This window comes from Mycobacterium sp. (assembly GCF_052143115.1).
GTDB lineage: Bacteria > Actinomycetota > Actinomycetes > Mycobacteriales > Mycobacteriaceae > Mycobacterium.
This window is the reverse complement of record NZ_JBKQTQ010000050.1, coordinates 1-25,511: the sequence shown is the minus strand read 5'-3', so window position 1 is coordinate 25,511 and position 25,511 is coordinate 1. Positions and strand designations below refer to the sequence as shown.

The following is a 25,511-nucleotide window of genomic DNA, read 5'->3' as shown; positions in this document are numbered from 1 at the left end:
GCAACCCAGAGTTGCACGCTTGGTAACCGAGTTCCGTGCTAGCGGGCGGCGAGCCGAAATCCTTCGGATCGTCGCCCGCTTTATTCGTCCGTACCGCTACCGCCGGCCGCTGAACCGCTCACCGCGACGCGGCTTCGGCAACCTATTCAGCAAGCGCTTCAGCAATCGAGAACGCCTCTTGCGCGCCGGTGCGCAGGGCCCGGCAACACAGCACCAACCAGGCGGCCATGCCGTCGGGCGTTCCCGCCGCAAAGCCCCGCGCGGCGTCGCGGTACTCGGCCGCACGACGCATCCAGCTGACCTCCGGTACGCCCAGCCCATGAGGGTCGAGCCCGGTGGCAATCGTCACCAGCCGCGACACCGCCCGCGCCACCACACCGTCCGCGCTGCCGAATGGCGCCAGGGTCAGCAGTTCGCCATGCGCGACCGAGGCGATCACCGGGGCCGGCGCCCGGGTGCCGCCCGTGACGATCTTGCCGAGCAACTCGAGGCGCGGCCCGACATCGGCGTCGGCGCGTGGCCGGCCCAATCGGCTCTCGTCGACCATGTCGGCGGCGGCGAGCATATGCAGTCGTGCCAGCGCCTGCAGCGGCGCCCGCTGCCACACGCCGACCAAGGCGGTCTCGCCACCTTCCAGCGCCTGCGCGACGCGCATCGCACCGGCGAATACCGGGTCGCTGGTCGCGGAGACGTCCAGTTGCTCGTCCAGTTTCAGCCCGCCGTCGAGCACCGCCGAGGCCCTCGCGGCCCGCAGCGAAGCCTCGGCCGCCGTCACCGGCCAGCGCCGCAGGTTGGCCCGATGGCGATGCGCGCGGCCGAGCGCATCCCGGGCCTGGTCGCTGGCGGCGGCGACACCGGGCAGCTCCATCAGCGGAGCCAACGGGTCAGAAGTCACGAGCTGTCACGATAGGGCTCGGTTTCTCGCGGCGACCCGCCGCGCCCGGCTTCGCCGCCCTTGCGATCGCCGCGGGTTTCTCGCGGCGACCCGCCGGGAATCGCCGCCAGCAGTTGCCGGGTGTAGTCGTGCCGCGGCTGCGTAAATACCTCGTCAGCGGGCGCGTGTTCAACCACCCGGCCGGCTTGCATCACCAGCACTTCATCAGCGATCTGCCGGATGACGGCCAAGTCGTGACTGATGAACAGATAGCTCAGGCCCAGCGCGTCCTTCAGCCCGGCAAGCAATTCGAGTATCTGCGCCTGCACCAAGACGTCGAGCGCGGAGACAGCTTCGTCGCAGACCAGCACCTCCGGCCGCAACGCCAGCGCCCGCGCGATCGCAACCCGTTGGCGCTGGCCACCCGACAATTCGCGAGGGCGGCGGTCCAGCAACGACAACGGAAGCGCCACCTGCTCGACCAACTCTCGCACAGCCGCGCGCCGCTCGCGGCGGCTACCGACGCGGTGAATGCGCAGCGGTTCCTCGATGGCCCGGAACACTGTGAACATCGGATCCAGGCTGCTGTAAGGGTTTTGGAAGACCGGTTGCACGCGCCGGCGAAACCCCAGGGCCGCTCGCCGGTTCAGCGCGGCAACGTCAAGGCCGTCGAAGGTCACCGTCCCGGAGGACGGCGCAAGCAGACCCAGCACCATGCGCGCCAGAGTGGATTTCCCAGATCCGGATTCGCCGACGATGGCCAGTGTGGTCGCTCTGCGCAGACGAAACGACAGGCCGTCGACGGCACGGAATTCAGCTTTCCGCCAAGGTGTTCCGCGGCTTGACCGGTAGACCTTGGTGAGCTCGGAGGCAACCAGGAGATCGCCGACGTCGGTGTCGGATTCTCCGCCGGACGTTGCATTGCCGGTCCGCGGTCGAGCCGTCGTCCCACCGGCCGCGCGCGGTGCCGCGGCAACCAGCTGTCGGGTGTAGGGATGCTGTGGGTCGCTCAAGATCGATTGCGCTGCGCCGGTTTCTACTACGCGGCCGCGGCGCATGACGGTCAGTTGCTCGGCTCGCTCGCCCGCGAGCGCGAGATCGTGGGTGATCAGCAAGACCGCCGTGCCCAGTTCCGCGGCCAGATGCCGCAGGTGGTCGAGCACCTGCCGCTGCACGGTGACGTCTAGTGCAGACGTCGGCTCGTCCGCGATCAGCAAGCGCGGGCGGCCGGCCAGCCCGATCGCAATCAGCGCACGCTGAGACATCCCGCCAGACAGCTGATGCGGATACCGTCGCGCCTGAGTCGGCGGGTCGGACATTCCGGCTTCCTCGAGCAGTTGCAGTGATCGTTGCCTCGTGTCGCTGATATTGTTGGCGCGCAACGCCTCCCGTATCTGGAAGCCGACCTTCCACACCGGGTTGAGGTTGGTCGTCGGGTCCTGCGGCACATAGCCGATGCCAGTCCCCCGAATCGAGCGCAGCCGTCGCGGATCCGGCGACGTGATGTCGACGCCGTCGAACACGATGCGGCCGGCGGTGATTCGTCCGCCGGGCGCCAGCAGGCCGAGAATCGCAGCGGCCGTCGTCGATTTTCCGGAGCCGGATTCGCCGACAACGGCAACGGTCTGACCGCTGCGCACGGTCAGCTCGACGTTATGCACGGCGGGAGCGTCGTCGCCGAACCTGACTTCCAGGCCCGCGACACTCAGCAGCGGCTGCTCGACGGTGGTCATGTGCGCCGCTCCTCCGCATCACTGCGCTCTGCATCGTCGCCGACGCGGGTCATGTGCGCCGCTCCTCCGCATCACTGCGCTCTGCATCGTCGCCGACGCGGGTCATGACCGCCACTCCTCCGCATCACTGCGCTCTGCATCGTCGCCGACGCGGGTCATGTGCGCCGCTCCTCCGCATCACTGCGCTCTGCATCGTCGCCGACGCGGGTCATGACCGCCACGCTCGTGATGTGGAATCCAGGGCGTCGCGCAACACGTCACCCATCATTAAAAACGCCAGTACCGCAAGCGCAAGGGCCCCAGCGGGATAGAACAAGATCGGCGAGCCCGCCCGCAGCCGCGTCTGCGCCACGTTGATATCGCCGCCCCATGACACCACTGAAGGCGGCAGCCCCACACCGAGGTAGGACAACGTCGCCTCGGTCACGATGAACAGGCCCAGCGAGATGGCGGCGACGGCGATCACCGGGCCAAGGGCATTGGGCACGACATGACGTATCAGGATCCCGAACCTGCTCAATCCCAGCGCCTGCGCGGCCACGACGTAATCGTTGTCGCGCACCGCGAGCACCGCCCCGCGCGCGATTCTGGCCAGCTGCGGCCAACCGAACAGCGCCAGAATCGCGACCACCGTCCATACGGTGCGATGATGCATGACCTGCATGAACACAATGGCGGCCAACAACAGCGGGATTCCGAAGAACACATCGGCGACGCGGGAGACCACCGCGTCGATCCAGCCGCCGTAGAAGCCGGCCAGCGCCCCCAGCGCCCCGCCGACAACGAAAACCACGAGGGTGGCACCAACGCCGACGGTGATCGAAGCGCGGGCACCGTAAACCGTGCGCGCGTAGATGTCGTGGCCCTGCAGGTCGGTACCGAACCAATGCGCGGCCGACGGTGCGAGCAGGCTCTGATACGGATCGGCGTAGCCGGGATCGGCTGACGTGAACAACGCCGGAAACATCGCCACCACAAGAAAGAACAGGATGAGCGCGGCGGCGACGACGAATTTCGGACGTCGCCGCAGACTCCGCCAGGTATCACGCCAAAACCCGTCGCCGCCAAGCACTTCGGTGTCCCGATCAGCCATAGCGGATCCTGGGATCCAGCGCCGCATACAGCAGATCCACGACCAGGTTCGTCACCAGATAAATCACCACCAGCACCGTCACAATCGACACCACTGTCGGTGCCTCCTGGCGGGTGACGGCCTGATAGAGCACGCCACCGACACCGTGGATGTTGAAGATTCCCTCGGTGACGATCGCCCCGCCCATCAGCGCCCCGAGATCGGCGCCGAGGAACGTCACCACCGGGATCAGTGAGTTTCGCAGGATGTGGACCGTGACCACCCTGGGCCGCGACAGGCCGGTCGCCGTCGCGGTGCGCACATAGTCGGCGTGCGCGTTGGCGGCCACCGCAGAGCGGGTCAACCGCACCACGTACGCCAACGACACCGACCCCAGCACCACACCGGGCAGCAGCAGCCGCGCGAATGTCGGCTGATCACCGACGGTGACCGCGGCGACGCCCAACCGGACACCGAAGACGAACTGCGCCAGGAACCCCAACACGAAGATCGGCACCGCGATGACGAACAGACTAGTGATCAGCACCGCGGCATCGAAGATCCCGCCTTGCCGCAGCCCGGCGATCACCCCGAAGCCGATCCCGAGGACCGCCTCCACCGTCAGGGCAATCAACGCCAGCCTGATGGTCACCGGAAACGCCTGGGCCAGAACGACACTGACCGGCAACCCGGAGTAGCCACGCCCCAGATCGCCGTGCACGATGCCGCCCAGATAATGCAGGTACTGGATCAAGAACGGGTCGTTCAGGTGGTATTGGGCGCGCAGTTGCGCGGCCACCACAGGGCTCAGCGGACGGTCACCGCCGAGGGCGGCGATCGGATCACCGGGCAGCAAGAAGACCATGCCGTAGATCAGCAGGGTGGCCCCGAGAAAGACCGGAACCATGATCGCGGCGCGTCGAGCGATATACCAGCCCATCTCAGGCCTTCACGATGTGCTCGTAGTCAGGCAAGCCGTTCCAGGTCAGTGCGACGTGGCTGACGGCCGGTGATCGGCCGGCCACGCTGATCGTGTACCACAACGGCACGACGGGCATGTCCCGCAACAGGATTCGCTGTGCAGCGTTGGCCAGGGCAAACGAGTGCTGCAAGCTGGGCGCGGCTTCGGCCGCGGCGATCGCGGCGTCGAATTGCTGGTTGGAATAGCCGACGTCATCAGCGCCCGCCCCGGTAACGAACAGCGGCTCCAAGAACTCCAGCATCGATGGGAAGTCGCCCTGCCAACCTGCGCGGAAAGCGGTGGCGATGCTGCGGGTGGTGACCTGGGTGCGAAACGTGGCGAAGGTGGGCTGCGGCACACCGACCGCGTCGATACCCAAGATGTTCTTGATGCTGTTGGCCACCGCGTCCACCCACTCCTGGTGCCCGCCGTCGGCGTTGTAGGCGATCGCATACCGGCCAGACCATTTCGCGATGGCATCGGCTTGCGACCACAGCCGCCGCGCACGGTCCGGATCGAAGTCGAGCGCATCGTTGCCCTCGATGTGCGGGTCGAAACCGGGCAGCGAACTCGCGGTGAAATCGAGGGCCGGTGCACGCGCTCCGGCATAGATCTGGCGGCAGATCTGTGCCCGGTTGATGGCCGCCGAGAGCGCCAGTCGGCGCAACCTGCCTTCCTCACCGCCGAAATGAGGCAGCCGCAGCGGGGTGTCGAGGGTCTGGTTCACCGCTGCCGGCGCACTGACGTAACGATCGCCCAGATCTCGGCGGTAGACCGACAGCAAGCTGGACGGAATGGTGTCCAGCACATCGAGATTGCTGGACAGTAAGTCGGCGTATGCGGTCTCCAGGTTGGCGTAGAAGACGAAACGTAGACCCTTGTTCTGCGGGATCCGGTTGCCGTGGTAGCCGGGATTGGGCACCAGGTCCAGTTTGACGTTGTGTTGCCAGGCCGCACCGCCCGGCGCGTCGTCAAACTTGTAGGGGCCGTTGCCGATCGGGTGCTGACCGAAGCTCGTCATATCCTTGAGCGCTGCCGCCGGCAATGGATAAAACGGCGAAAACCCAAGCCGCAGTTTGAAGTCGATGGTCGGCGCCTTGAGCTGCACGGTGAACTGGTGGTCGTCGACGACGCGCAACCCGGACATTGTGGTTGCCGCCGGTTTGGGCGCAGCCACTTCGTCGAAACCGGCGATCGGGTTGAAGAAGCTCTGCTGTAGTTGCGCGTTGGCGGCCAGCGCGCCGTAGTTCCAGGCGTCCACAAAGGAGTGCGCGGTCACCGGTGTGCCGTCGCTGAACGTCCATCCGGGCTTGAGGGTGATCCGGTAGTTGATGTCATCGCTGGTCTCGATCGACTCGGCAACCTCCAGTTCGGGCCTGCCCTTGGCGTCATAGGACATCAGGCCCGCGAACAGCCGGTCGATGATGCGGCCCCCATTGCTGTCATTGGTATTGGTCGGAACCAGCGGATTCTGCGGCTCACCGGCGTTGACGATCACCACATCGGTGCGCACGTTTCCCGCACCGCAGCCAGTCAGCGACGCCGCGGCTAGGAATGCACAAGCCACAAAGGCCGCTGCAGCACGGACCCGACGCATGGGCCCGACCCTAAAGCCCTCGGCCGGGCCGGCTTAATGCGGTAGAGGTTGTTGCCACCGCGGCAGGCAAACTTCTTCTTAACTGAGCGACGCCCGGACACGACGCCGAGCGATCCCGATTACGCTCGTGCAGGTGACCGAGACCCATGCCGCGACCCTGTCTTACCCGCCGTCCGCGGAGTTCACCGCACAGGCGAACGCCGGCGAGCGGTTGTACCGCGAGGCCGAGCGAGACCGGCTCGCGTTCTGGGCCGAACAGGCCAACCGGCTGTCATGGTCCAAGCCATACGACCAGGTGTTGGACTGGTCGGCGGCACCGTTCGCGAAGTGGTTCACCGGCGGAACCCTCAACGTCGCGCACAACTGCGTGGACCGTCATGTGCAAGCCGGTAACGGCGATCGAGTCGCCATCCACTGGGAGGGTGAGTGGGTCGGGGAAGGCCGCACCCTCACCTACTCAGACCTGCAGACCGAGGTGTGCAAAGCCGCCAACGCGCTCAGCGGTCTGGGTCTGGTCGCCGGCGACCGCGTCGCCATCTACATGCCGATGATCCCGGAGGCCGTCGTCGCGATGTTGGCCTGCGCGCGGCTGGGTGTCCTGCACAGCGTGGTGTTCGCCGGGTTCACGGCCACGGCGCTGGGCGCCCGGATCGCCGACGCCGAGGCCAAGCTGCTGATCACCTCCGACGGGCAGTTCCGCCACGGCAAGCCGGAGCCGTTGAAGGAAGCGGCCGACCAGGCGGTCGCCGACACCAGCACGATCGAACACGTCTTGGTGGTCCAGCGCACTGGCATCGACGTCCCGTGGAGGCAGGGACGCGACGTGTGGTGGCACGACGTCGTCGACTCGGCGTCGCCCGAACACAGCGCCGAGGCGTTCGACGCCGAGCATCCGCTGTTCCTCCTGTACACCTCGGGCACCACCGGCAAGCCCAAGGGCATCGTGCACACCAGCGGCGGCTATCTCACCCAGGCGTCCTACACCCACCACAACGTCTTCGACATCAAGCCGGAAACCGACGTGTTCTGGTGCACCGCCGACATCGGCTGGGTCACCGGACACACCTACGGTGTCTACGGCCCGCTGTCCAACGGCGTAACCCAGGTTATCTATGAGGGAACCCCAAGCACGCCCAGCCAGCACCGGCATTTCGAGATCATCGAAAAGTACGGCGTGACAATCTATTACACCGCGCCGACGATGATCCGGACGTTCATGAAGTGGGGCCGCGAGATCCCGGACGCCCACGACTTGTCCAGCCTGCGGCTGCTGGGGACGGTCGGCGAGCCGATCAACCCGGAGGCGTGGCGCTGGTATCGCAAGGTCATCGGCGCCGACAGCACACCGGTGGTGGACACCTGGTGGCAGACCGAGACCGGTGCGGCGATGATCTCGCCGCTACCGGGCATCGCTGCGGCCAAACCGGGATCGGCGATGACGCCGCTGCCGGGTATCTCCGCAAAGATCGTCGACGACGACGGCAATCAACTGGATCCTTGTCCCGACCGCGGGGAGCACGTCACCGGATACCTGGTCGTGGACCAGCCCTGGCCGTCGATGCTGCGCGGCATCTGGGGTGACCCGGACCGCTACCGCGAGACGTATTGGTCCAAGTTCGCCGAGCAGAACTGGTATTTCACCGGCGACAGCGCCCGCTACGACCCCGACGGCGCTATCTGGCTGGAGGGCCGCATCGACGACGTGATGAACGTTTCCGGGCATCGAATCTCCACCGCCGAGGTGGAGTCGGCACTGGTCGGCCATTCCGGAGTGGCCGAGGCCGCGGTGGTCGGCGCCACCGACGACACCACCGGCCAGGCGATCTGCGCGTTCGTCGTCCTGCAAGCCGATCACGCCGACACCGTCGGCGAAGAGATCATCGACGAATTGCGCGCCGAAGTGGCCCGGGAGATCTCACCGATTGCCCGGCCTCGCGAACTGCATGTGGTACCCGAATTGCCAAAGACCCGCAGCGGCAAAATCATGCGGCGCCTGCTGCGCGACATCGCCGAGAATCGAGAACTCGGCGACACATCGACGCTGCTCGATCCGGGCGTGTTCGACGCGATCCGCGCCACCAAGTAGCCGACACAGGCCAATCCGGCCAATCAGACCTAGGCGGGGACGGGGACGAAGCCCGCGCCGGGACGGTTCTTGGCGTTGAGGTCGGCCAAGATGGCATTGATCGACTGAACTACCGCCGGGGTGTGCAGCGGGATGTACTTGATGATGCAAACCGGCAGGTTTTCGCTGAAGGCGCCGTGGATCATCCCGACCAGGAGGTTGTTGACGGTAACCGGGCCGCCTGAGTCGCCCGGTTGTCCGCACACCTGCATGACGATCGTGCCCGGGTCCTGGCCCGGGCCCCACGTGACGCCGCAGGAGTTGCCGGTCGAGCGGCCCTGCTTGCAGGCGATCTGGCCGAAGGCCGGATCCGGCCCGATGCCGTTGATCGCGAAGCCACCGAAGTTGGCCACCGGTATCACCTTGGCCGGATCGAACTGGATCACCGCGTAGTCGAGGTTGTCATTGCCGGACACCATGGTTCCCAGGGTGCCGCGGTCCTTTGCCGCCTCGGCGGCCACCGGAGCGCCGGGGCCACCGCAATGGGCCGAGGTGAATCCGATCAGCTCACCTTTGCCATCGGTGCCGATGGTAGTCAGCGTGCAGAGGGTGTCACCGTTGACCACGATGCCTGCCCCGCCGCCGAGCGGGAGTTTGTCGTCAGCTCGTGCGGGCATGCCCGGCACACCGGCCAGGCCCACGGATGCCGCCGTGACCAACGCCGCCGCGAAGCGAAGCAGCCGGCGGTACGTGGTCTCCAATGCAATACTCCCGTCGACAAGCCTGGACGCGTACCCGAAGCGGCGGCGCCAGTCTAGCGTGATCAATGCCCACCAGCCTCGATCCCTAACCGGCCTCTCCTGATCGCCCGCCTCGCCCCCTCGCCGCTGCGCGGCTGGGTGGTACCCCCACCTCAGCCGTACCGGCTGCATGGTCGCCGGGCGGCGCTGTCCGGTTGGCCTCGTCTGGCACCGGACCGCATGGCAACATGAACCGCGACGACCGCGAACGCCCGGCGACGATGCGAGCCGGGCAACGGCTCGAGGAGAAGCCGGCAGCCAAACCGGGAGGACCGTCTGTGAGCAAGACAGATCGAAAGAGCGCCGACCGCAAGGATGGGGTTCCTCGCACGCTGACCACCATTCCATTGACCGATCCGCACGCCCTGTCCGTCGAGCCGTCGATCGGTGAACTGGTCAAGGACGCCACGGCTCAGATATCGACCTTGGTGCGCGCCGAGGTCGAATTGGCCCGCTCTGAAATCACCCGCGATGTCAAAAAAGGTCTTACCGGCAGTGTTTTCTTTATCTCGGCGCTGGTGGTGTTGTTCTACTCGACGTTCTTTTTCTTCTTTTTCCTCGCCGAACTGCTCGATACCTGGCTGTGGCGCTGGGTCGCTTTCCTGATCGTGTTCGGGATCATGGTGGTGGTGACTGCGGTGCTGGCGTTGTTCGGCTACTTGAAGGTGCGGCGCATCCGCGGACCGCGGCAGACCATCGAATCGGTCAAAGAGACACGGACCGCTCTCACGCCGAGTCATGACAAGGGCCCGGGTCGCGCGCTCAGTTCGGCGCAGGGCGGGACGCCCGCCGACCCTTCGGGTTGGTAGATGGCGCCACCAGATCCGTCGATCACCCGTATCGACGGGCCATGGCGCCATCTGGATGTGCACGCCAACGGCATTCGGTTCCACGTCGTCGAGGCCGTGCCCGCCGACCGGAGTGCGGCCACCCCGCCGACTGCGCAGCCGCTGGTGATCATGCTGCACGGCTTCGGCTCGTTCTGGTGGTCGTGGCGTCACCAACTACGCGGTTTGCGCGGAGCCCGGGTCGTCGCGGTGGATCTGCGCGGCTACGGCGGTAGCGACAAACCGCCCCGCGGCTACGACGGTTGGACGCTCGCCGGGGATACCGCCGGACTGATCCGCGCGCTGGGGCACACGTCGGCAACCCTGGTCGGTCATGCCGACGGCGGGCTGGTCTGCTGGGCAACCTCGGTCCTGCACTCGCGGCTGGTTCGCGCCATCGCGGTGATCAGCTCGCCGCACCCCGCCGCACTGCGCAGGTCGGCGTTGACGCGTCGCGATCAGGGCCGTGCGCTGTTGCCCTCGCTGCTGCGCTATCAGGTGCCGATCTGGCCGGAGCGCGCGCTGACTCGGTATCACGGCGCGGAGATCGAGCGTCTGGTCCGTAGTCGGGCCAGCGCTAAATGGGTTGCTTCCGAAGACTTTTCCGAGGCCATCGGCCATCTGCGGCAGGCGATCCAAATTCGGGCGGCGGCGCACTCCGCGCTGGAATATCAGCGTTGGGCAGTGCGTAGCCAGCTGCGCGAGGAGGGCCGCCGCTTTATGAAGTCGATGAACCGGCCTTTGGGGATTCCGATGCTGCACATTCACGGTGATGCCGATCCGTACGTACTGGCCGATCCGGTCGAGCGAACGCAGCGCTACGCGCCGCACGGTTGCTACGTATCAATCGCCGGCGCAGGACATTTCAGTCACGAAGAGATGCCGGAGGAAGTCAACGGTCACCTGAAGCGCTTCCTCGACCGGGTGTACAGGTCGCCCCTTAGCTGACACACTCCCCGGTGGCCACCGGCGCAGTGTCGCCGATGTGCGCCAGCTGAGCGGCCACTTCCTTGGCCGTCAGGACGAAACCGGTGTCGTTGTCGTCGACCGCCGCGCCGAACACCACACCGAGCACCTGGCCGTTGAGGTCGATTAATGGTCCGCCCGAATTACCTTGCTCGACACTCGCTCTGACCGTGTAGACCTCACGGTTGACCGTCGCGCTGCGGTAGATGTCGGGTCCGCTGAGCTCGATGAGTTCCCGGATTCTGGCCGGAGTTGGCACAAAGCCACCGCCACCGGGGTAGCCCATCACTATTGCCTGGGTGCCCGACGTCACCGGGGTGTTGGCGAAGGCCAGCGGTCCGGACGGCAAGTTGGGCACCGACAGGATCGCGATGTCGACAGTCGGGTCGTAGGACACCACGGTGGCGTCATAAGGATTGCCGCTGGCCTCCACGGTGACGCTGTTGGCGCCGGCCACCACGTGCGCATTGGTCATCACGCGGTCGGGAGAGAGGACAAATCCGCTGCCCTCCAACACTTTCTGACAACTCGGTGCAATCGCGCGGATCTTGACCACGCTGAGTTCGGTGGACTCCACCACCGGGTTGTTGGCCAGCGTCGCGTCCGGGGCCGCCACCGCCACGACCGGCGTGCGACTGAACGGCTCCAATACCTGCGGCAGCCCGGAGGTGTCCAGCAGCGCCGACAACCGTTTGGGCACGGTCTTGAGCCACTCCGGCGCGAAGTCGTTGACCTGTGCCAACACCCGCGAGCCGCGCACCGCAGCAGCCAGGTTCGGCTGGCCCGACGAGGACGTCAGCGGCGTCGCCAGCAGCCATGCCGCCACCAACACCACCACCAGCTGCACCGCCACCCCGATCAGCGAGTCGAAGAATCGGACCGAGTTGCTGTGGATCGCGCCGCGGACCGCGCGGCCCAAAACCACACCGGCGACCTCGCCGACGACGACCAGCCCCAGGATCAGAAACAGCGCGGCGAACAGCTTGGCCCGCGGCGCGCTGATGTGCGCGACAAGGTGCGGGGCCAGCAGCACGCCGGCGATCGCTCCGAGTAGCACACCGACGAATGACAGCAGTGAGCCGAGCGCACCCGAACGCCAACCTGAGATCGCCGCGATGAAAGCCACTGCCAGCACAGCGATGTCGAGCCATTGTGAGGAGGTCATCAGGCATCATCCCCGTCGCCGACCAGGGCCATCGCTTCATTCAACTCGCGGACATCGCTGGTGTCCCAGGACTCAGCCCAACCAGCCACATCAAGCATTGCCGAAATCACTTGGCCAGTGAATCCCCAAACCAGCATCTCGTTCAACAAGAAAGCCGGCCCGGCGAAGCGGCGGCTGAAGGAGCTGCGGTACACCATCAGCCGGTTGGCCGGATTGATGAAAGCCCGCACCGGGACCCGGGCCACGATTGCCGTCTCCGCCGGATCGACGACGGCCACCGGCCCCGGATCCGGCGAGTACGCCAGCACCGGGACGACGTGAAAACCGGACGGCGCGATGAACGTTCGCTCCATCGTGGCCAGCGGATGCAGCCTGCCGGTGTCGATACCGGTCTCCTCGCGCGCTTCCCGCAGTGCAGTGGCCACCGGCCCGTCATCATCCGGATCGGATGCGCCACCGGGGAACGCCGCCTGGCCCGCATGGTGGCGCAATGTGGAGGCCCGCACCGTGAGCAGTAGGTCGGCTTCTTCAGGAAGGGAGTCGGGCGGAGCGCCATTGGTTTGGCCCGACGGCGGGCCGGAAAACAACACCAGCACCGCTGCGTCGCGTCCGTCTTTGCGTAGCGAGGCCGTCGCCTTGGCGGCGGTCACCATGGCCAGGACGTCGGCGGGAAGACGACGACGGAAAGCGTCGGGCACCTCACCAACGTTGTCGACCAATGGACGCAGCCAGGACGGACCGAGCTCAGGCGTCAAAGGAATCGTCCCTCGCGCGTGGGTGAGCTCTCCACCGCTCGGTCGCGGAGTGCCCCCTGCGCTCACCGGCGCCTCCTTCGTCCGTCGTCGCCGGGCGCGTCCAGATGCCCGGTCCCCCGCACCGCTCCGCGGCCCGCATCCTCGCCGTGCGTCATCGCGTCTGATCTCCGAGCACAGTTGCGATCTCGTCGGCATTAGCGAAAGCTCGCGGCAGGGTCTGCGCAACGCTACCGTCCGAGCCCAGCACTACTGTCGCGGGCATCACATTTGGCACCCGCAGTGCCGCTGCTACCCCACGACGACCGTCCTGCAGAGTCGGTAGTCGAACACCGAGCTCCGCCAACCGCAGCAAAGCGGCCGTTTCGTTCTCGTCCTGGTGCACCGTCACCACCATCACAGCCGGCCCGACCCGTCGTTGATACTCGGCCATCGCAGGGAGTTCGGCCGCACAGGGTGCACACCAATACGCCCACAAGTTGAGAACTACCCGATGCCCGGCCAATGCCGGGCCGACGTCGACGACCGAGCCGTCGGCTGCGCACTCCGCCGTCACACCGCGCAACGCCGGCGGACCGGGCTCCGCGCCCGGGTGGGGACACGCCGCGAGGTCAGCACGCTGCCGCGGTCCGGCCAGCGCGGCCGGGTTGTCCGCGTCGCGATGCTCGCGACCGGCGCCGATTGGCGGGGCGGTTGACCGGTGGGCGCTATCGCGCAGCTCGACCACCAACGCCACGATCAATGCCGCGACCACCGCCAGCACCGCGAGGGTCCAGCGGGTGGCTCGAGGGGTGAAAGTGGTCAAATTGGGCCCCGTTTGCAGCTCAGTCCGGTTCTGGTGGGCGGTGCTGCGCTACAAGCCGACCATCGCCAGCAGGTGCTCGGTTTCCGGGCCCTGTACCAGAGCGGCCGCGATCAGCGGTTCGGTGGGCCCGGTCCCGAACGAGGGACAGTCCTTGGCCAGCACGCAAACTCCGCACGCCGGTTTGCGGGCGTGGCACACCCGGCGACCGTGGAAGATCACCCGATGACTCAGCACAGTCCACCCGCTGCGTTCGATGAGTTCACCGACCGCATGCTCGACCTTGACGGGGTCTTCCTCAGCCGTCCAGCGCCAGCGCCGAACCAGCCGCCCGAAATGGGTGTCGACGGTGATTCCGGGCACGTCGAATGCGTTTCCCAGGATGACATTGGCGGTTTTACGTCCGACCCCGGGCAGCGTCACCAGTTCGTCCATGGTGGCCGGCACCTCGCCGTCGAATCGCTCGACCAATGCTTGTCCCAGGCCGATCAACGACGAGGCTTTGTTCCGGTAGAAGCCGGTGGGGCGAATTAGGGCTTCAAGTTCTTCACGGTCCGCCTCTGCGTAATCCACCGCGGTGCGGTAGCGGGCGAACAGCGCCGGGGTCGTGAGATTCACCCGCTTGTCCGTGCTTTGGGCCGACAAGATCGTCGCCACCGTCAGCTCCAACGGTGTGGTGAAATCCAACTCACAGTAGACGTGTGGAAACGCTTGCCCAAGTTTGCGATTCATGCGGCGCGCTCGTCGCACCAAACCCAAATGGGTTTCCGAAGACCAACGGCGGGCGGCGGCGGCGGCGGCCGCACCGGACGCTGGGGCGGCGGCGCGCGAAGGTTTGCCCATTATCACTCTCAACAGAGTACTAATTCGTGATCCCGCTGAGACCTTAGCCGTGTTTACTTGCCACTTGTGTCTTGGTTGCTCGTGGCATTCATCCCGGGGTTGCTGATGCTGGCGACTTTCGGACTTGGACGGCTGGAAGCGGGCTTGGTAGAGAACACAGTTACGGCAAGCGATGTCGCGGAGTTTCTCGAGCAGGCCGAGCCTATTGACGTGCGCACATTGGCCCGGGAAGGAATGCCCGAGGCTCTGGAGAGCCTGCACCGCCGCATCGGGCGGGTGGGAGATGAATCGCCTTATCGATCCGGCCGGGTCGAGCCGGTCACCGATCCGTTGCTGAGGGCCACCGTTATTTCCGCCCCCCGACACCCCGGCCTACCCAGACAGCCGCATAAGCATTCGCAGGCGAATCGGCAATTTGGCCCGCCTCAGCATGCCAATCGTGTGTAGCGTTGGCACGTCGAGTTAATGGCTTACCTCTAGACTCAGCCTGCGAGTGCGTAGAGGTACCCCCTCGGGGAGCCAGACAACCCGGCCCGGGCACCAGACCCGCCCGATGACGATGCGGACCGCGAAGCGGCCCGAGGAGGAGTCGGGCACCAGACCTGTGCATATCAGAGTCATTGAAATAGCTAAGGGGCAACGTGGACGAGATCCTGGCGAGGGCCGGAATCTTCCAGGGGGTTGAACCCAGCGCCGTCGCCGCGCTGACCAAGCAGCTGCAGCCCGTCGACTTCCCTCGCGGACATACGGTTTTCGCGGAGGGCGAGCCGGGTGATCGGCTGTACATCATCATTTCCGGAAAGGTCAAGATCGGCCGCCGTTCACCGGACGGTCGGGAGAATCTGCTGACCATCATGGGTCCGTCCGACATGTTTGGTGAGCTGTCGATCTTCGATCCCGGCCCTCGGACCTCCAGCGCGACCACGATCACCGAGGTGCGCGCAGTGTCGATGGATCGCGACGCGCTGCGGGCCTGGATTGCGGATCGTCCCGAAATCGCCGAGCAGCTGCTAAGGGTGCTGGCCCGGCGGCTGCGACGCACCAACAACAACCTCGCCGACCTCATCTTCACCGACGTGCCGGGCCGAGTCGCCAAGCAGCTACTGCAGCTGGCCCAGCGTTTCGGCACCCAGGAAGGCGGCGCGATGCGGGTGACGCACGACCTGACGCAAGAGGAGATCGCCCAGCTGGTCGGCGCGTCCCGTGAGACGGTGAACAAGGCGCTGGCCGACTTCGCCCACCGGGGCTGGATTCGCCTGGAGGGCAAGAGCGTGCTGATCTCGGACTCGGAGAGGCTGGCGCGGCGCGCCAGGTAGCTTCCCTGACGTTGAGATTGCACTCAGGGTCGCGACCTCGGCGAGTTCACAGCCCTGAGTGCAATTTCAGCCCCGCAGATAGTCCAACTGCGCCTGCACCGACCATTCCGATGCGCCCCACAGCTCCTCGTCGACGTCGAAGTAGACGTGCTCGACAACCTGGCGTGCGGTGGCGTCGTCGCCGAGATCCCGCAACGCCGAGCGCACCTGCTCCAGCCGCTGCTCGCGGTGTGCCAGGTATCCCGACGCCGCGGCTTCCACATTGGCCAGATCCGGCCCGTGGCCGGGTAGCACGCTCCGCCCGCCCAGTCCGCGCAGCCGGTGCAGCGACTCCAGGTAGTCGGCCAGGCTGCCGTCTTCGGTGTCGATGACGGTCGTTCCGCGACCCAATACGGTGTCTGCCGTCAGCACTGCGTCGTCCAGTACGAACGACAGCGAATCGGCGGTGTGGCCAGGCGTCGCCAACACCGTGATCCGCAGGCCCGCAGTATCGATCACCTCACCGTCGGTCAGCTCAGCGCTGAGGCCCCGCAAGAACCCGCTGCCCGCCGAGCGCACCGGTGCGCCGGTCAGGTCGACCAGCTTGTCGATGGCATCGGTGTGGTCGCCATGACGGTGGCTGATCAGCACCAGGGCGATGCGGCCCAGGTCGGCGATTCTCGCGATGTGCTCGTCGTCGTCGGGACCGGGATCGACGACTACCATCTCGTCGCTGCCTGGTCCACGCAGCACCCAGGTGTTGGTGCCGTCCAGCGTCAGCAAGCCCGGATTGTCAGCCAGCAGCACCGATGCGGTTTCGGTGACCGGGCGTAGCCGGCCGTAGGCGGGATGTGTCAGCGATTCAGCGCTGCCGGTCACGGTCGTTAACCGACCTCGACCACCAGCTCGACCTCCACCGGCGCGTCCAACGGCAATTCGGATACGCCGACCGCCGAGCGGGCGTGGCTGCCGCGATCGTCGAACACCTCCGTAAGCAGATCCGATGCGCCGTTGACGACGCCCGGCTGGCCGTTGAATCCGGGTGCGGACGCGACGAATCCGACCACCTTGACCACTCGGGCTACCGCGTCGATGCCCACCAGCGAATCGACCGCGGCCAGCGCGTTGAGCACGCAGATCCGCGCCAGTGCCTTGCCCTGCTCGGGGGTGACATCCGCTCCGACCTTGCCGGTCTCGGCCAGCTTGCCGGCCTGCGTCGGCAACTGACCCGACGTGAACACCAGGTTGCCGCTGCGCACAGCCGGAACGTAGGAGGCCAACGGCTTCGCCACCTCGGGCAGTTCGACCCCCAACTCTTTGAGCCGGGCAGACGCACTCATTTCGGGCGTTTCAGATACGCCACGTGCTGCTCACCGGTCGGCCCGGGCAGCACGGCAACCAGCTCCCAACCGTCGGCGCCCCACTGATCGAGGATCTGTTTCGTGGCGTGTGTCAACAGGGGGACCGTGGCGTACTCCCACGCGGTCGGTTGGCTCATACTTCGAGTTTATCGGCAGGGCAGTCGGATGATCTGGTTAGCATGCACTGGTGGCGACCACACCGAGCGGCGGCAGTACTGTCCGCTGGCCATCGCGATTGTCGAAGGCCCGTCTGCATTTCGTGACCGGCAAAGGCGGTACCGGTAAGTCGACGGTGGCCGCTGCGCTCGCGCTGACTCTCGCGTCCGGAGGCCGCAAGGTTTTGCTCGTCGAAGTCGAAGGGCGCCAAGGGATTGCGCAACTCTTCGATGTGCCGCCGCTGCCCTACAAAGAGCTCAAGATCGCGATTGCCGAGCACGGCGGCCAGGTCAACGCGCTAGCGATCGACATCGAAGCCGCGTTCCTGGAATACCTCGACATGTTCTACAACCTCGGCATCGCCGGCCGGGCGATGCGGCGCATCGGGGCGATCGAGTTCGCCACGACGATCGCGCCGGGCCTGCGCGACGTTTTGCTCACCGGCAAGATCAAGGAATCCGTGATCCGCGTCGACAAGGACAAGCTGCCGGTTTATGACGCAATCGTCGTCGACGCGCCCCCGACCGGCCGTATCGCACGCTTTTTGGACGTCACCAGGGCGGTGTCCGATCTCGCCAAGGGCGGCCCGGTGTACTCGCAGGCCGAAGGTGTGGTGAAGATCCTGCACTCGGATCAAACGGCCATCCACTTGGTGACCCTTCTGGAGGTGCTGCCGATGCAGGAGACGATGGAGGCAATCGACGAGCTGCAGGAGCTGCGCATACCCATCGGTAGCGTGATTGTCAATCGCAATATCGAGGCTTACCTGAAACCCGACGATCTCGCCAAAGCCGCTGAGGGCGATGTCGATGCCGACGCGGTGCGTGCGGGTCTGGCCGCCGCCGGGATCAAGCTCCCCGATGCAGACTTCGCGGGCTTACTGACCGAGACCATCCAACACGCCACCCGGATGACCGCGCGTGCAGCAACCGCCTTGCAGCTCGACGAGCTGAAGGTCCCACGCCTGGAGCTCCCCACCATTGCCGACGGTGTCGACCTCGGCAGCCTCTACGAACTTTCTGAATCCCTTGCACAGCAGGGGGTTCGATGAGTACCACACCACCGACACTCGATATCGCATCGATTCTGGGCGACACCACTAATCGCGTGGTGGTGTGCTGCGGCGCGGGCGGGGTCGGCAAGACCACCGCCGCCGCCGCGATGGCGCTGCGCGCAGCCGAATACGGCCGCATGGTAGTCGTTTTGACGATCGACCCGGCTAAGCGGCTTGCGCAGGCGTTGGGAATCAGCGACCTCGGCAATTCCCCCCAGCGCGTGCCGCTGGCTCCGGAAGTGCCCGGCCAGCTGTTCGCGATGATGCTCGACATGCGCCGGACATTCGACGAGATGGTGATCCAATATTCGGGACCCGATCGGGCGCAGGCGATTTTGGACAACCAGTTCTACCAGACGGTCGCCACGTCACTGGCCGGCACTCAAGAGTACATGGCGATGGAGAAGCTCGGCCAGCTGCTGAACGAGGACCGCTGGGATCTGGTCGTGGTGGATACCCCACCGTCGCGCAACGCGCTGGACTTCCTGGACGCACCGAAACGGTTGGGCAGCTTCATGGATAGCCGGTTATGGCGGCTGCTGTTGGGACCCGGGCGTGGGATCGGGCGGCTTGTCACCGGCGCGGTCGGCTTAGCGATGAAGGCACTATCAACCGTCCTCGGTTCGCAGATGCTTTCCGAAGCTGCGAGTTTCGTGCAATCACTGGATGCCACCTTCGGCGGCTTCCGGGAGAAGGCGGACCGCACCTATGCGTTGTTGAAGCGCCGCGGTACCCAGTTCGTGGTGGTGTCGGCCGCCGAGCCTGACGCGCTCAGGGAGGCGTCGTTCTTCGTGGACCGGCTTTCGGAGGAGCGTATGCCGCTGGCCGGACTCATCCTGAACCGAACCCATCCGATGTTGTGTTCATTGCCGGTTGAGCGAGCCATCGACGGAGCCAAGACGTTGGAGAGCGAGCCGGAAGGCACCGACGGCACCAAGGCCTTGGCAATGGCCGTCCTGCAGATCCACGCTGACCGCGCGTCGACTTCCAAGCGCGAGATCCGGCTGCTGTCGCGGTTCACCGGGGCCAATCCCCACGTCGCCATTGTCGGGGTGCCGTCGCTGCCGTTCGACGTCTCCGATCTGGAGGCGTTGCGTGCAATCGCCGACCAGATGACAACGGTCGGCGACGATGCGGGGCGAGTGGGCTAGCCGCGCGGCTACCTAGTCGCGCGGCTACTTAGCCAACGCTGCGGTGCTTGCGCTGCGCAGCGAAGAACTCAGACCAGGACACCACCTCGGGGTGTTGTTTGAGTAGCGCCCGACGCTGGCGTTCGGTCATGCCGCCCCACACGCCGAACTCGACACGGTTATCCAGCGCGTCGGCGCCGCATTCCAGCATCACCGGGCAATGCCTGCAGATCACTGCGGCCTTGCGTTGTGCAGCCCCCCGCACGAACAGCTCATCGGGATCAGCCGCCCGACACAGCGCCTTGGAAACCCAGGCGATCCTGGACTCGGCTTCGGCCCCGTACAGGATGCTGCTTGTCGGGGCTGCGCTCGTCTTCCGCACTGCGGTCCGTGTACCTGACACCAGCGATTCCCCTTCGCTCCTGCCACCGGTGCGGCGGTTGTGTGCTATATCCAGACCACCGATGCGATCTGCGCCACGCTCTGCACGTCGGTGTTACCTGTATCTCATTGTGTGCATAAGCTACGTGGTCAGGTGTCAATTACGCAACAGTCTCTTACCCCCTTTTTTGGGACGACCGTGCAGTCCGATCATGAAGGGGCCCCCGAAATGGGCCGAGGCAACGGCTGAAACACCCCTGAGCTGCCACTGAGAGGAACCTGAGCGCTCACGCGGGCGAGACTATCGCCCGGACACCACACGGGACAACTTGCGTCGCAGCGCCGCTAATCTAGTAGCCATGCCGGAGCGCCCCACGCCTGCCATCACGGTCGCAAAGCTCGTCGGGTGCTGTCTGTTGGCCAGCGTCGTGGTCGCGGCCCTGCTGTTCCCCGTGGTCGGCGGAGTCGGTCTGGTATCCAATCGGGCCTCCGAAGTCGTCGGCAACGCGTCGGCTCAACTGCTCGAGGGCGAAGTCCCAGCGGTGACCACGATGGTCGACGCGAAGGGCAACACGATTGCCTGGCTGTACTCGCAGCGCCGGTTCGAGGTGCCCACCGACAAGATTGCCAACACGATGAAGCTGGCAATCGTCTCGATCGAAGACAAGCGGTTTGCCGAGCACAACGGCGTGGACTGGAAGGGCACCCTGACCGGGTTGGCCGGCTACGCCTCCGGCGACGTGGACACCCGCGGCGGATCGACGATCGAGCAACAGTATGTGAAGAACTATCAGTTGCTCGTCATCGCGCAAACCGACGCAGAAAAACGCGCAGCCATCGAGACCACGCCGGCGCGCAAACTGCGCGAGATCCGGATGGCGCTCACCCTGGATAAGACCTTCGCCAAACCAGAGATCCTGACCCGCTACCTGAACCTGGTGTCCTTTGGTAACAACGCCTTCGGTGTGCAGGATGCAGCGCAAACCTACTTCGGTGTCAACGCGTCCGACCTGAATTGGCAGCAGGCGGCCCTGCTGGCCGGCCTGGTCCAGTCGACCAGCGCGCTGAATCCCTATACCAACCCGGACGGGGCGCTGGCCCGCCGGAACCTCGTTCTGGACACCATGATCGAAAACCTGCCCAACGAGGCCGACGCGCTGCGCGCCGCCAAGGCTGAGCCACTCGGGATTTTGCCGCAGCCCAAAGAGCTACCCCGCGGCTGCATCGCGGCGGGTGATCGGGCCTTCTTCTGCGACTACGTGCAGGCCTACTTGGCCCGCGCCGGCATCAGCAAAGATCAGGTCGCCCGGGGCGGCTACCTGATCCGCACCAACCTGGACCCCGATGTGCAGGAGCCGATCAAACACGCGATCGACACCTACGCCAGCCCGACCCTCGAGGGTATTGCCAGCGTGATGAGCGTGATCAGGCCCGGTAAGACCTCGCACAAAGTGGTTGCGATGGCCAGCAACCGCACCTACGGGCTGAACACCGAGGCCGGCGAGACTATGCGATCGCAGCCGTTCTCTTTGGTCGGCGACGGCGCCGGATCCATCTTCAAAATCTTCACCACCGCCGCGGCGATGCAGATGGGCATGGGTATCAACGCCACACTCGATGTCCCAGGCCGGTTCCAGGCCAAGGGCATGGGCAGCGGCGGCGCCAAGGGCTGCCCCAAAGAGACCTGGTGCGTCATCAACGCCGGCAACTATCGCGGGTCGATGAATGTGACCGACGCGCTGGCCACGTCGCCCAACACGGCTTTCGCCCGGCTGATCCAGCTCGTGGGGGTACAACGCGCGGTCGACATGGCGATCAAGCTCGGACTGCGGTCCTACGCCGATCCGGGGACCGCCCGCGACTACGACCCGGACAGCAACGAAAGCCTGGCCGACTTCATCAAACGGCAGAACATCGGGTCGTTCACGCTGGGCCCATTCGAGCTGAACGCGCTGGAACTGTCGAACGTCGCGGCGACACTGGCCTCGGGCGGCATGTGGTGCCCACCGAACCCCATCGACAAGCTGATCGACCGCAACGGCAACGAAGTGGCTGTCAGCACCGAAGCCTGCGACCAAGCGGTACCAGAAGGGCTGGCCAACACGCTGGCCAATGCGATGAGCAAGGACGCCCTGGGCGGCGGCACCGCATCCGGGTCGGCCGGTGCGGCGGGGTGGAACCTGCCGGTGTCCGGCAAGACCGGCACCACCGAGGCACACCGGTCGTCGGGCTTCGTGGGTTTCACCAATCAGTACGCCGCGGCCAACTACATCTACGACGACTCCACCTCGCCGTCAGATCTGTGCTCGTCGCCGCTGCGGCGCTGCGGCGACGGCAACCTCTACGGCGGCAACGAGCCGGCGCGCACCTGGTTCACCGCGATGAAGCCCATCGCCACGATGTTCGGCGATGTGCACCTACCGCCGACCGACCCGCAGTACGTCGAAGGCGGCCCCGGTTCTCGGGTGCCGAGCGTCGCGGGTCTTGACGTCGACGCCGCCCGCCAGCGCTTGAAGGAGGCCGGGTTCCAGGTCGCCGAGCAACCCAGCTCGGTCAACAGCAGTGCGAAGTATGGCGAGGTGGTCGGAACCTCGCCCAACGGCCAGACGATCCCCGGTGCGGTGATCACCATTCAAACCAGCAACGGCGTCCCGCCGGCGCCGCCCCCACCGCCACAAGGCGGCCCAGGTGTCCCAGGTGTTCCGGTGCCGGTGGGTTCCCAGGTCATCGAGATTCCGGGTCTCCCGCCGATCACGATCCCAATTCTGGCACCACCCCCACCGTAGGCGGTTGCAATAGCGTGTGGCCTGATGCCAGGCGACCGACGGCAGTAGGCTGGCCTGCATGCCTTCCGCGATTTCTGCTCAGAAAGCTGCCGGCGCCATCGCGCTTGGATCGACCGTCGCCGGAATCGGTTACGCCGCTGTCATCGAACGCAATGCGTTTGTGCTGCGAGAGTTGACCATGCCTGTGCTGGCGCCGGGTTCGTCGCCGCTGCGGGTGCTGCACATCAGCGACCTTCACATGCGGCCCGGTCAGCGCCGCAAGCAGGCGTGGCTACGCGAACTCGTTGGCCTTGAGCCCGACCTCGTCGTCAACACCGGCGACAACCTGGCGCACCCCAAGGCGGTGCCCGCGGTCATCCAGAGCCTCAGCGATCTGCTTTCGCTGCCGGGCATTTTCGTCTTCGGTAGCAACGACTATTTCGGACCACGACCCAAGAATCCGCTGAACTACCTGACGAACCCGGGTCATCGCGTGCACGGTCAGCCGCTGCCCTGGCAGGACCTGCGGGCGGCGTTCACTGAACGCGGCTGGCTGGACCTGACCCACAACCGTCGCGAGTTCGAGGTGGCCGGACTGCACATCGCGGCCGCAGGCGTGGACGACCCGCACATTGCGCGGGATCGCTACGACGCGATCGCGGGGCCGGCCAGCCCGGCCGCCAACCTGCGGCTGGGCCTGACCCATTCGCCGGAGCCCCGGGTGCTGGACCGCTTCGCCGCCGACGGCTACCAGCTGGTGATGGCCGGCCACACTCATGGCGGACAGCTGTGCTTGCCGTTCTATGGAGCCCTGGTGACCAATTCGGGTCTGGACCGGTCCCGCGTTAAGGGCCCATCACGGTGGGGCGCCACCATGCGATTACATGTCTCCGCCGGGATCGGCACTTCGCCGTATGCGCCGGTGCGGTTCTGCTGCAGGCCTGAAGCCACCCTGCTGACATTGATTGCGGCGCCGATAGGCGGCCGCGATTCGCACAGCGATCTGGGCCGGTCGGAACCCACGTATTCAGCACGTTGAGCCCGCCGGCCCAGGTCGCAGTTCGTAGCCGACCACGCGACCAGGTCAACAACGCGATCCGACTGATCGAGGCGGACGCCCATCGCGGTGCCGACACTCACCTGCTGCGCTATCCGCTGCCCTCGGCCTGGTCCGACAACGCCGGTATCGAGCTCTACCTCAAAGACGAGACCACGCACATCACCGGCAGCCTCAAGCATCGATTGGCTCGCTCGCTGTTCCTTTGGAATCGATATTCCTTCAAATGCGCGACGAGAATCATCCGATCCCGGTTTGGATCGTGATCGGGGCGGGCACGGGTGGAACCGGCGCGACGATCGGCCGCTACCTCCGCTATCGGCGACATGCAACCCGGCTATGTGTGGTCGACCCGGAGAGCTCGGCATTTTATCCGGCCTACGCCGAATCTCGATATGACATCGTGATTTCTGCGTCGTCGCGGATCGAGGGAATTGGCAGGCCACGCGTCGAGCCGTCCTTTCTGCCCGAGGTAGTTGACCGCATGGCCCGACGCCGCGTCGATTGCGGCGGCCCGCCACGCCAGTGCGGTGCTGGGCCGGCGTGTAGGCGCCTCGACCGGCACCAATTTGTGGGGAGCCTTCGGCCTGCTCGCCGAAATGGTCGCCGACGGCCGCAGCGGTTCAGTGGTCACATTGCTCGCCGACAGCGGCGACCGCTACGCCGACACCTACTTCTGCGACGAGTGGCTCAAGACCCAGGAACTGGACACATCCGCGCCCGCCATGGCCCTGACCGAATTCGAACGCTCGGGCCACTGGGACTGATCCCAGGCCTCGTCAACATCGCTGCCCGGAGCGGTAACCAGCAGCCACAGCACTCCCAGGGCCAGGAATCCGCCGAACACCACGGCGCCTAACACCGTCATGATTTTCTCGCTTCCTTTGCACCGACTGTGCAGTAATTAGTCTATTAACGTCGCCGACATCCCGGTTATTCCACGCCGGACCGTGCTGCAAATCCCTGGACCGGGCCGGATGTGGGCGCAGAGCACCGACGCCCTGCCGATCCCGAGCCAGGCGTGGGTACCGCAATCGGCTTTGGCGAATCGCCGGGTCGGTGCGATACGCTGTCGTGGCTTCAAGCGGGGTGTGGCGCAGCTTGGTAGCGCGCTTCGTTCGGGACGAAGAGGCCGTGGGTTCGAATCCCGCCACCCCGACCGCGTAGGCGCAGGTCACAGCGTTGACCGGTGACTACGGTGTTCGGGCGGTCCGCAGTGGGTCCGCAGCAGATTTGATCGCCGCGTCCAGCCGGTCCGCAACCCCGTCCAGATCCTCATCGAACAGGTCGGCGTAGACGTCCAGCGTCATCGATGCCTTGGCGTGCCCGAGCATCCGCTGTACAGCCTTCACATTGGCCCCGGCGCTGATGGCCAGGCTGGCCGCGGTGTGCCGCAGATCGTGCGGTGTGATCGTCGGGAAGGTGTCATCAGCCTTGCGGCACGCGACAACCGCGGGAGCGAACACTTTGCTCCGGTAGTTGGAGACACGCAGCACGCCATCACGCAGATCGGTGAACACCAGCTCGTCGCGACCCTTGCCCACCATCAGTGCGGCCAGCTCATCGGCCAGTGCGGCCGGGAACGGCACTGAGCGGCGCTCCCAGGTCTTCGGTGTCGACCACACCAGGCCGCTGGACTCGGTGACCGAGCGGGACACGTTCACCCGGCGACGCAACATGTCGAAATCCTGAACACGCAATGCGGCCATCTCGCCCCAGCGTAAGCCGGTGTAGGCCAGGAACCGGACGACCTCGCCCTGGCGGTCGACCGCCACGGCCAGCGCCGCCACCTGAACGTGGCTCAGGTATCCGCGGTCGGCGTGCTGACGTTTGGGCAGCCGCACCCCTTCACACG

23 protein-coding genes, 1 tRNA gene and 2 pseudogenes are annotated in these 25,511 nt (G+C 65.9%); 11 read left to right on the top strand and 15 right to left on the bottom strand.

All coding sequences use genetic code 11. From position 1 onward, the window contains the following. Positions 1-142: 142 nt before the first annotated feature. The 5 genes and pseudogenes from ACLQI9_RS05165 to ACLQI9_RS05145 form a co-directional block, all read right to left on the bottom strand. Complete coding sequence (locus ACLQI9_RS05165; RefSeq protein WP_442381296.1) at positions 143-895, bottom strand: oxidoreductase; 753 nt, start codon at positions 893-895, stop codon at positions 143-145. Positions 896-957: 62 nt separating this feature from the next. Continuing rightward, positions 958-2,607: pseudogene (locus ACLQI9_RS05160) on the bottom strand (dipeptide ABC transporter ATP-binding protein); the annotation flags it as partial. Between the two features lie 208 nt (positions 2,608-2,815). Beyond that, positions 2,816-3,700: an ABC transporter permease gene (locus tag ACLQI9_RS05155; RefSeq protein ID WP_442391226.1), complete on the bottom strand. Its 885-nt coding sequence runs from the start codon at positions 3,698-3,700 to the stop codon at positions 2,816-2,818. Further along, positions 3,693-4,619: an ABC transporter permease gene (locus ACLQI9_RS05150; protein ID WP_442376183.1), complete on the bottom strand. Its 927-nt coding sequence runs from the start codon at positions 4,617-4,619 to the stop codon at positions 3,693-3,695. The genes ACLQI9_RS05155 and ACLQI9_RS05150 overlap by 8 nt, the downstream gene beginning before the upstream one ends. A gap of 1 nt (position 4,620) precedes the next feature. Then, positions 4,621-6,237: a peptide ABC transporter substrate-binding protein gene (locus tag ACLQI9_RS05145; RefSeq protein WP_442376181.1), complete on the bottom strand. Its 1,617-nt coding sequence runs from the start codon at positions 6,235-6,237 to the stop codon at positions 4,621-4,623. Between the two features lie 133 nt (positions 6,238-6,370). On the opposite strand from ACLQI9_RS05145, the gene acs reads away from it, so the two are divergent. Beyond that, positions 6,371-8,323, top strand: coding sequence for an acetate--CoA ligase (gene acs, locus ACLQI9_RS05140; RefSeq protein WP_442376179.1), 1,953 nt, complete (start codon positions 6,371-6,373; stop codon positions 8,321-8,323). Between the two features lie 29 nt (positions 8,324-8,352). On the opposite strand, the gene ACLQI9_RS05135 is transcribed toward acs, so the two are convergent. Then, complete coding sequence (locus ACLQI9_RS05135; RefSeq protein ID WP_442376177.1) at positions 8,353-9,063, bottom strand: serine protease; 711 nt, start codon at positions 9,061-9,063, stop codon at positions 8,353-8,355. A 317-nt stretch (positions 9,064-9,380) separates the two neighbouring features. On the opposite strand from ACLQI9_RS05135, the gene ACLQI9_RS05130 reads away from it, so the two are divergent. After that, positions 9,381-9,911 (top strand): phage holin family protein, encoded by a 531-nt coding sequence (locus ACLQI9_RS05130; RefSeq protein WP_442376175.1) that lies wholly within the window; start codon positions 9,381-9,383, stop codon positions 9,909-9,911. Then, positions 9,912-10,877, top strand: a complete 966-nt coding sequence (locus tag ACLQI9_RS05125; protein ID WP_442376173.1) for an alpha/beta fold hydrolase — start codon at positions 9,912-9,914, stop codon at positions 10,875-10,877. It abuts the gene before it with no gap. Here the strand turns inward: ACLQI9_RS05125 and marP are convergent. From marP to nth, 4 genes are all read right to left on the bottom strand, one after another. Next, the gene (gene marP, locus ACLQI9_RS05120; protein ID WP_442376171.1) at positions 10,870-12,060 is read right to left on the bottom strand and encodes an acid resistance serine protease MarP; all 1,191 of its coding nucleotides are present in this window, start codon (positions 12,058-12,060) and stop codon (positions 10,870-10,872) included. The two genes, ACLQI9_RS05125 and marP, sit on opposite strands and share 8 nt — an antisense overlap. Beyond that, positions 12,060-12,881 (bottom strand): NUDIX hydrolase, encoded by an 822-nt coding sequence (locus ACLQI9_RS05115; RefSeq protein ID WP_442376169.1) that lies wholly within the window; start codon positions 12,879-12,881, stop codon positions 12,060-12,062. The genes marP and ACLQI9_RS05115 overlap by 1 nt, the downstream gene beginning before the upstream one ends. 85 nt (positions 12,882-12,966) lie before the next feature. Beyond that, entirely contained in the window at positions 12,967-13,617 is a 651-nt protein-coding gene (locus ACLQI9_RS05110; protein WP_442376167.1) for a TlpA family protein disulfide reductase, read from the bottom strand. A 48-nt stretch (positions 13,618-13,665) separates the two neighbouring features. Then, a complete protein-coding gene (gene nth, locus ACLQI9_RS05105) occupies positions 13,666-14,346 on the bottom strand; it encodes an endonuclease III (RefSeq protein ID WP_442376165.1) in 681 nt (226 codons plus the stop codon). Positions 14,347-14,562: 216 nt separating this feature from the next. On the opposite strand from nth, the gene ACLQI9_RS05100 reads away from it, so the two are divergent. Both ACLQI9_RS05100 and crp read left to right on the top strand, forming a co-directional pair. Further along, positions 14,563-14,904: a hypothetical protein gene (locus ACLQI9_RS05100; protein WP_442391252.1), complete on the top strand. Its 342-nt coding sequence runs from the start codon at positions 14,563-14,565 to the stop codon at positions 14,902-14,904. Positions 14,905-15,098: 194 nt separating this feature from the next. Next, entirely contained in the window at positions 15,099-15,773 is a 675-nt protein-coding gene (crp, locus tag ACLQI9_RS05095) for a cAMP-activated global transcriptional regulator CRP (protein ID WP_023368605.1), read from the top strand. A gap of 66 nt (positions 15,774-15,839) precedes the next feature. Here crp and ACLQI9_RS05090 read toward each other — a convergent pair whose 3' ends face one another. Genes ACLQI9_RS05090 through ACLQI9_RS05080 form a run of 3 tightly spaced genes read right to left on the bottom strand, consistent with a single transcriptional unit; the run spans position 15,840 to position 17,250 of the window. Next, entirely contained in the window at positions 15,840-16,631 is a 792-nt protein-coding gene (locus ACLQI9_RS05090; protein WP_442375818.1) for an MBL fold metallo-hydrolase, read from the bottom strand. Between the two features lie 5 nt (positions 16,632-16,636). Continuing rightward, positions 16,637-17,092 carry a RidA family protein gene (locus tag ACLQI9_RS05085; RefSeq protein WP_442375819.1) on the bottom strand — a complete coding sequence of 152 codons (456 nt, stop codon included), beginning with the start codon at positions 17,090-17,092 and terminating at the stop codon, positions 16,637-16,639. Beyond that, positions 17,089-17,250, bottom strand: a complete 162-nt coding sequence (locus ACLQI9_RS05080) for a DUF4177 domain-containing protein (RefSeq protein WP_090350112.1) — start codon at positions 17,248-17,250, stop codon at positions 17,089-17,091. The genes ACLQI9_RS05085 and ACLQI9_RS05080 overlap by 4 nt, the downstream gene beginning before the upstream one ends. 47 nt (positions 17,251-17,297) lie before the next feature. Between ACLQI9_RS05080 and ACLQI9_RS05075 the strand changes: the two genes are divergently transcribed. Further along, positions 17,298-18,320, top strand: a complete 1,023-nt coding sequence (locus ACLQI9_RS05075) for an ArsA family ATPase (RefSeq protein ID WP_442375828.1) — start codon at positions 17,298-17,300, stop codon at positions 18,318-18,320. Further along, on the top strand, positions 18,317-19,474 hold the full coding sequence (locus ACLQI9_RS05070) for an ArsA family ATPase (RefSeq protein ID WP_442375820.1): 1,158 nt from the start codon (positions 18,317-18,319) through the stop codon (positions 19,472-19,474). Before ACLQI9_RS05075 ends, ACLQI9_RS05070 begins: the two co-directional genes overlap by 4 nt. 28 nt (positions 19,475-19,502) lie before the next feature. Here the strand turns inward: ACLQI9_RS05070 and ACLQI9_RS05065 are convergent, their stop codons facing one another. Beyond that, positions 19,503-19,856: a WhiB family transcriptional regulator gene (locus ACLQI9_RS05065; protein WP_442375821.1), complete on the bottom strand. Its 354-nt coding sequence runs from the start codon at positions 19,854-19,856 to the stop codon at positions 19,503-19,505. A 337-nt stretch (positions 19,857-20,193) separates the two neighbouring features. Here ACLQI9_RS05065 and ponA2 point away from each other — a divergent pair, with 337 nt between their 5' ends. From ponA2 to ACLQI9_RS05045, 4 genes and pseudogenes are all read left to right on the top strand, one after another. Then, a complete protein-coding gene (ponA2, locus tag ACLQI9_RS05060) occupies positions 20,194-22,620 on the top strand; it encodes a transglycosylase/D,D-transpeptidase PonA2 (protein ID WP_442391224.1) in 2,427 nt (808 codons plus the stop codon). 58 nt (positions 22,621-22,678) lie between these two features. After that, positions 22,679-23,638 (top strand): metallophosphoesterase, encoded by a 960-nt coding sequence (locus tag ACLQI9_RS05055; RefSeq protein ID WP_442375823.1) that lies wholly within the window; start codon positions 22,679-22,681, stop codon positions 23,636-23,638. Then, positions 23,635-24,423 (top strand): annotated as a pseudogene (locus ACLQI9_RS05050) (pyridoxal-phosphate dependent enzyme). Before ACLQI9_RS05055 ends, ACLQI9_RS05050 begins: the two are co-directional and overlap by 4 nt. A gap of 318 nt (positions 24,424-24,741) precedes the next feature. Beyond that, positions 24,742-24,815: transfer RNA gene (locus tag ACLQI9_RS05045), tRNA-Pro, on the top strand. A 34-nt stretch (positions 24,816-24,849) separates the two neighbouring features. Here the strand turns inward: ACLQI9_RS05045 and ACLQI9_RS05040 are convergent. After that, positions 24,850-25,511: site-specific integrase (locus ACLQI9_RS05040; protein WP_442391222.1), on the bottom strand; the 662-nt coding region annotated here is incomplete at its 5' end.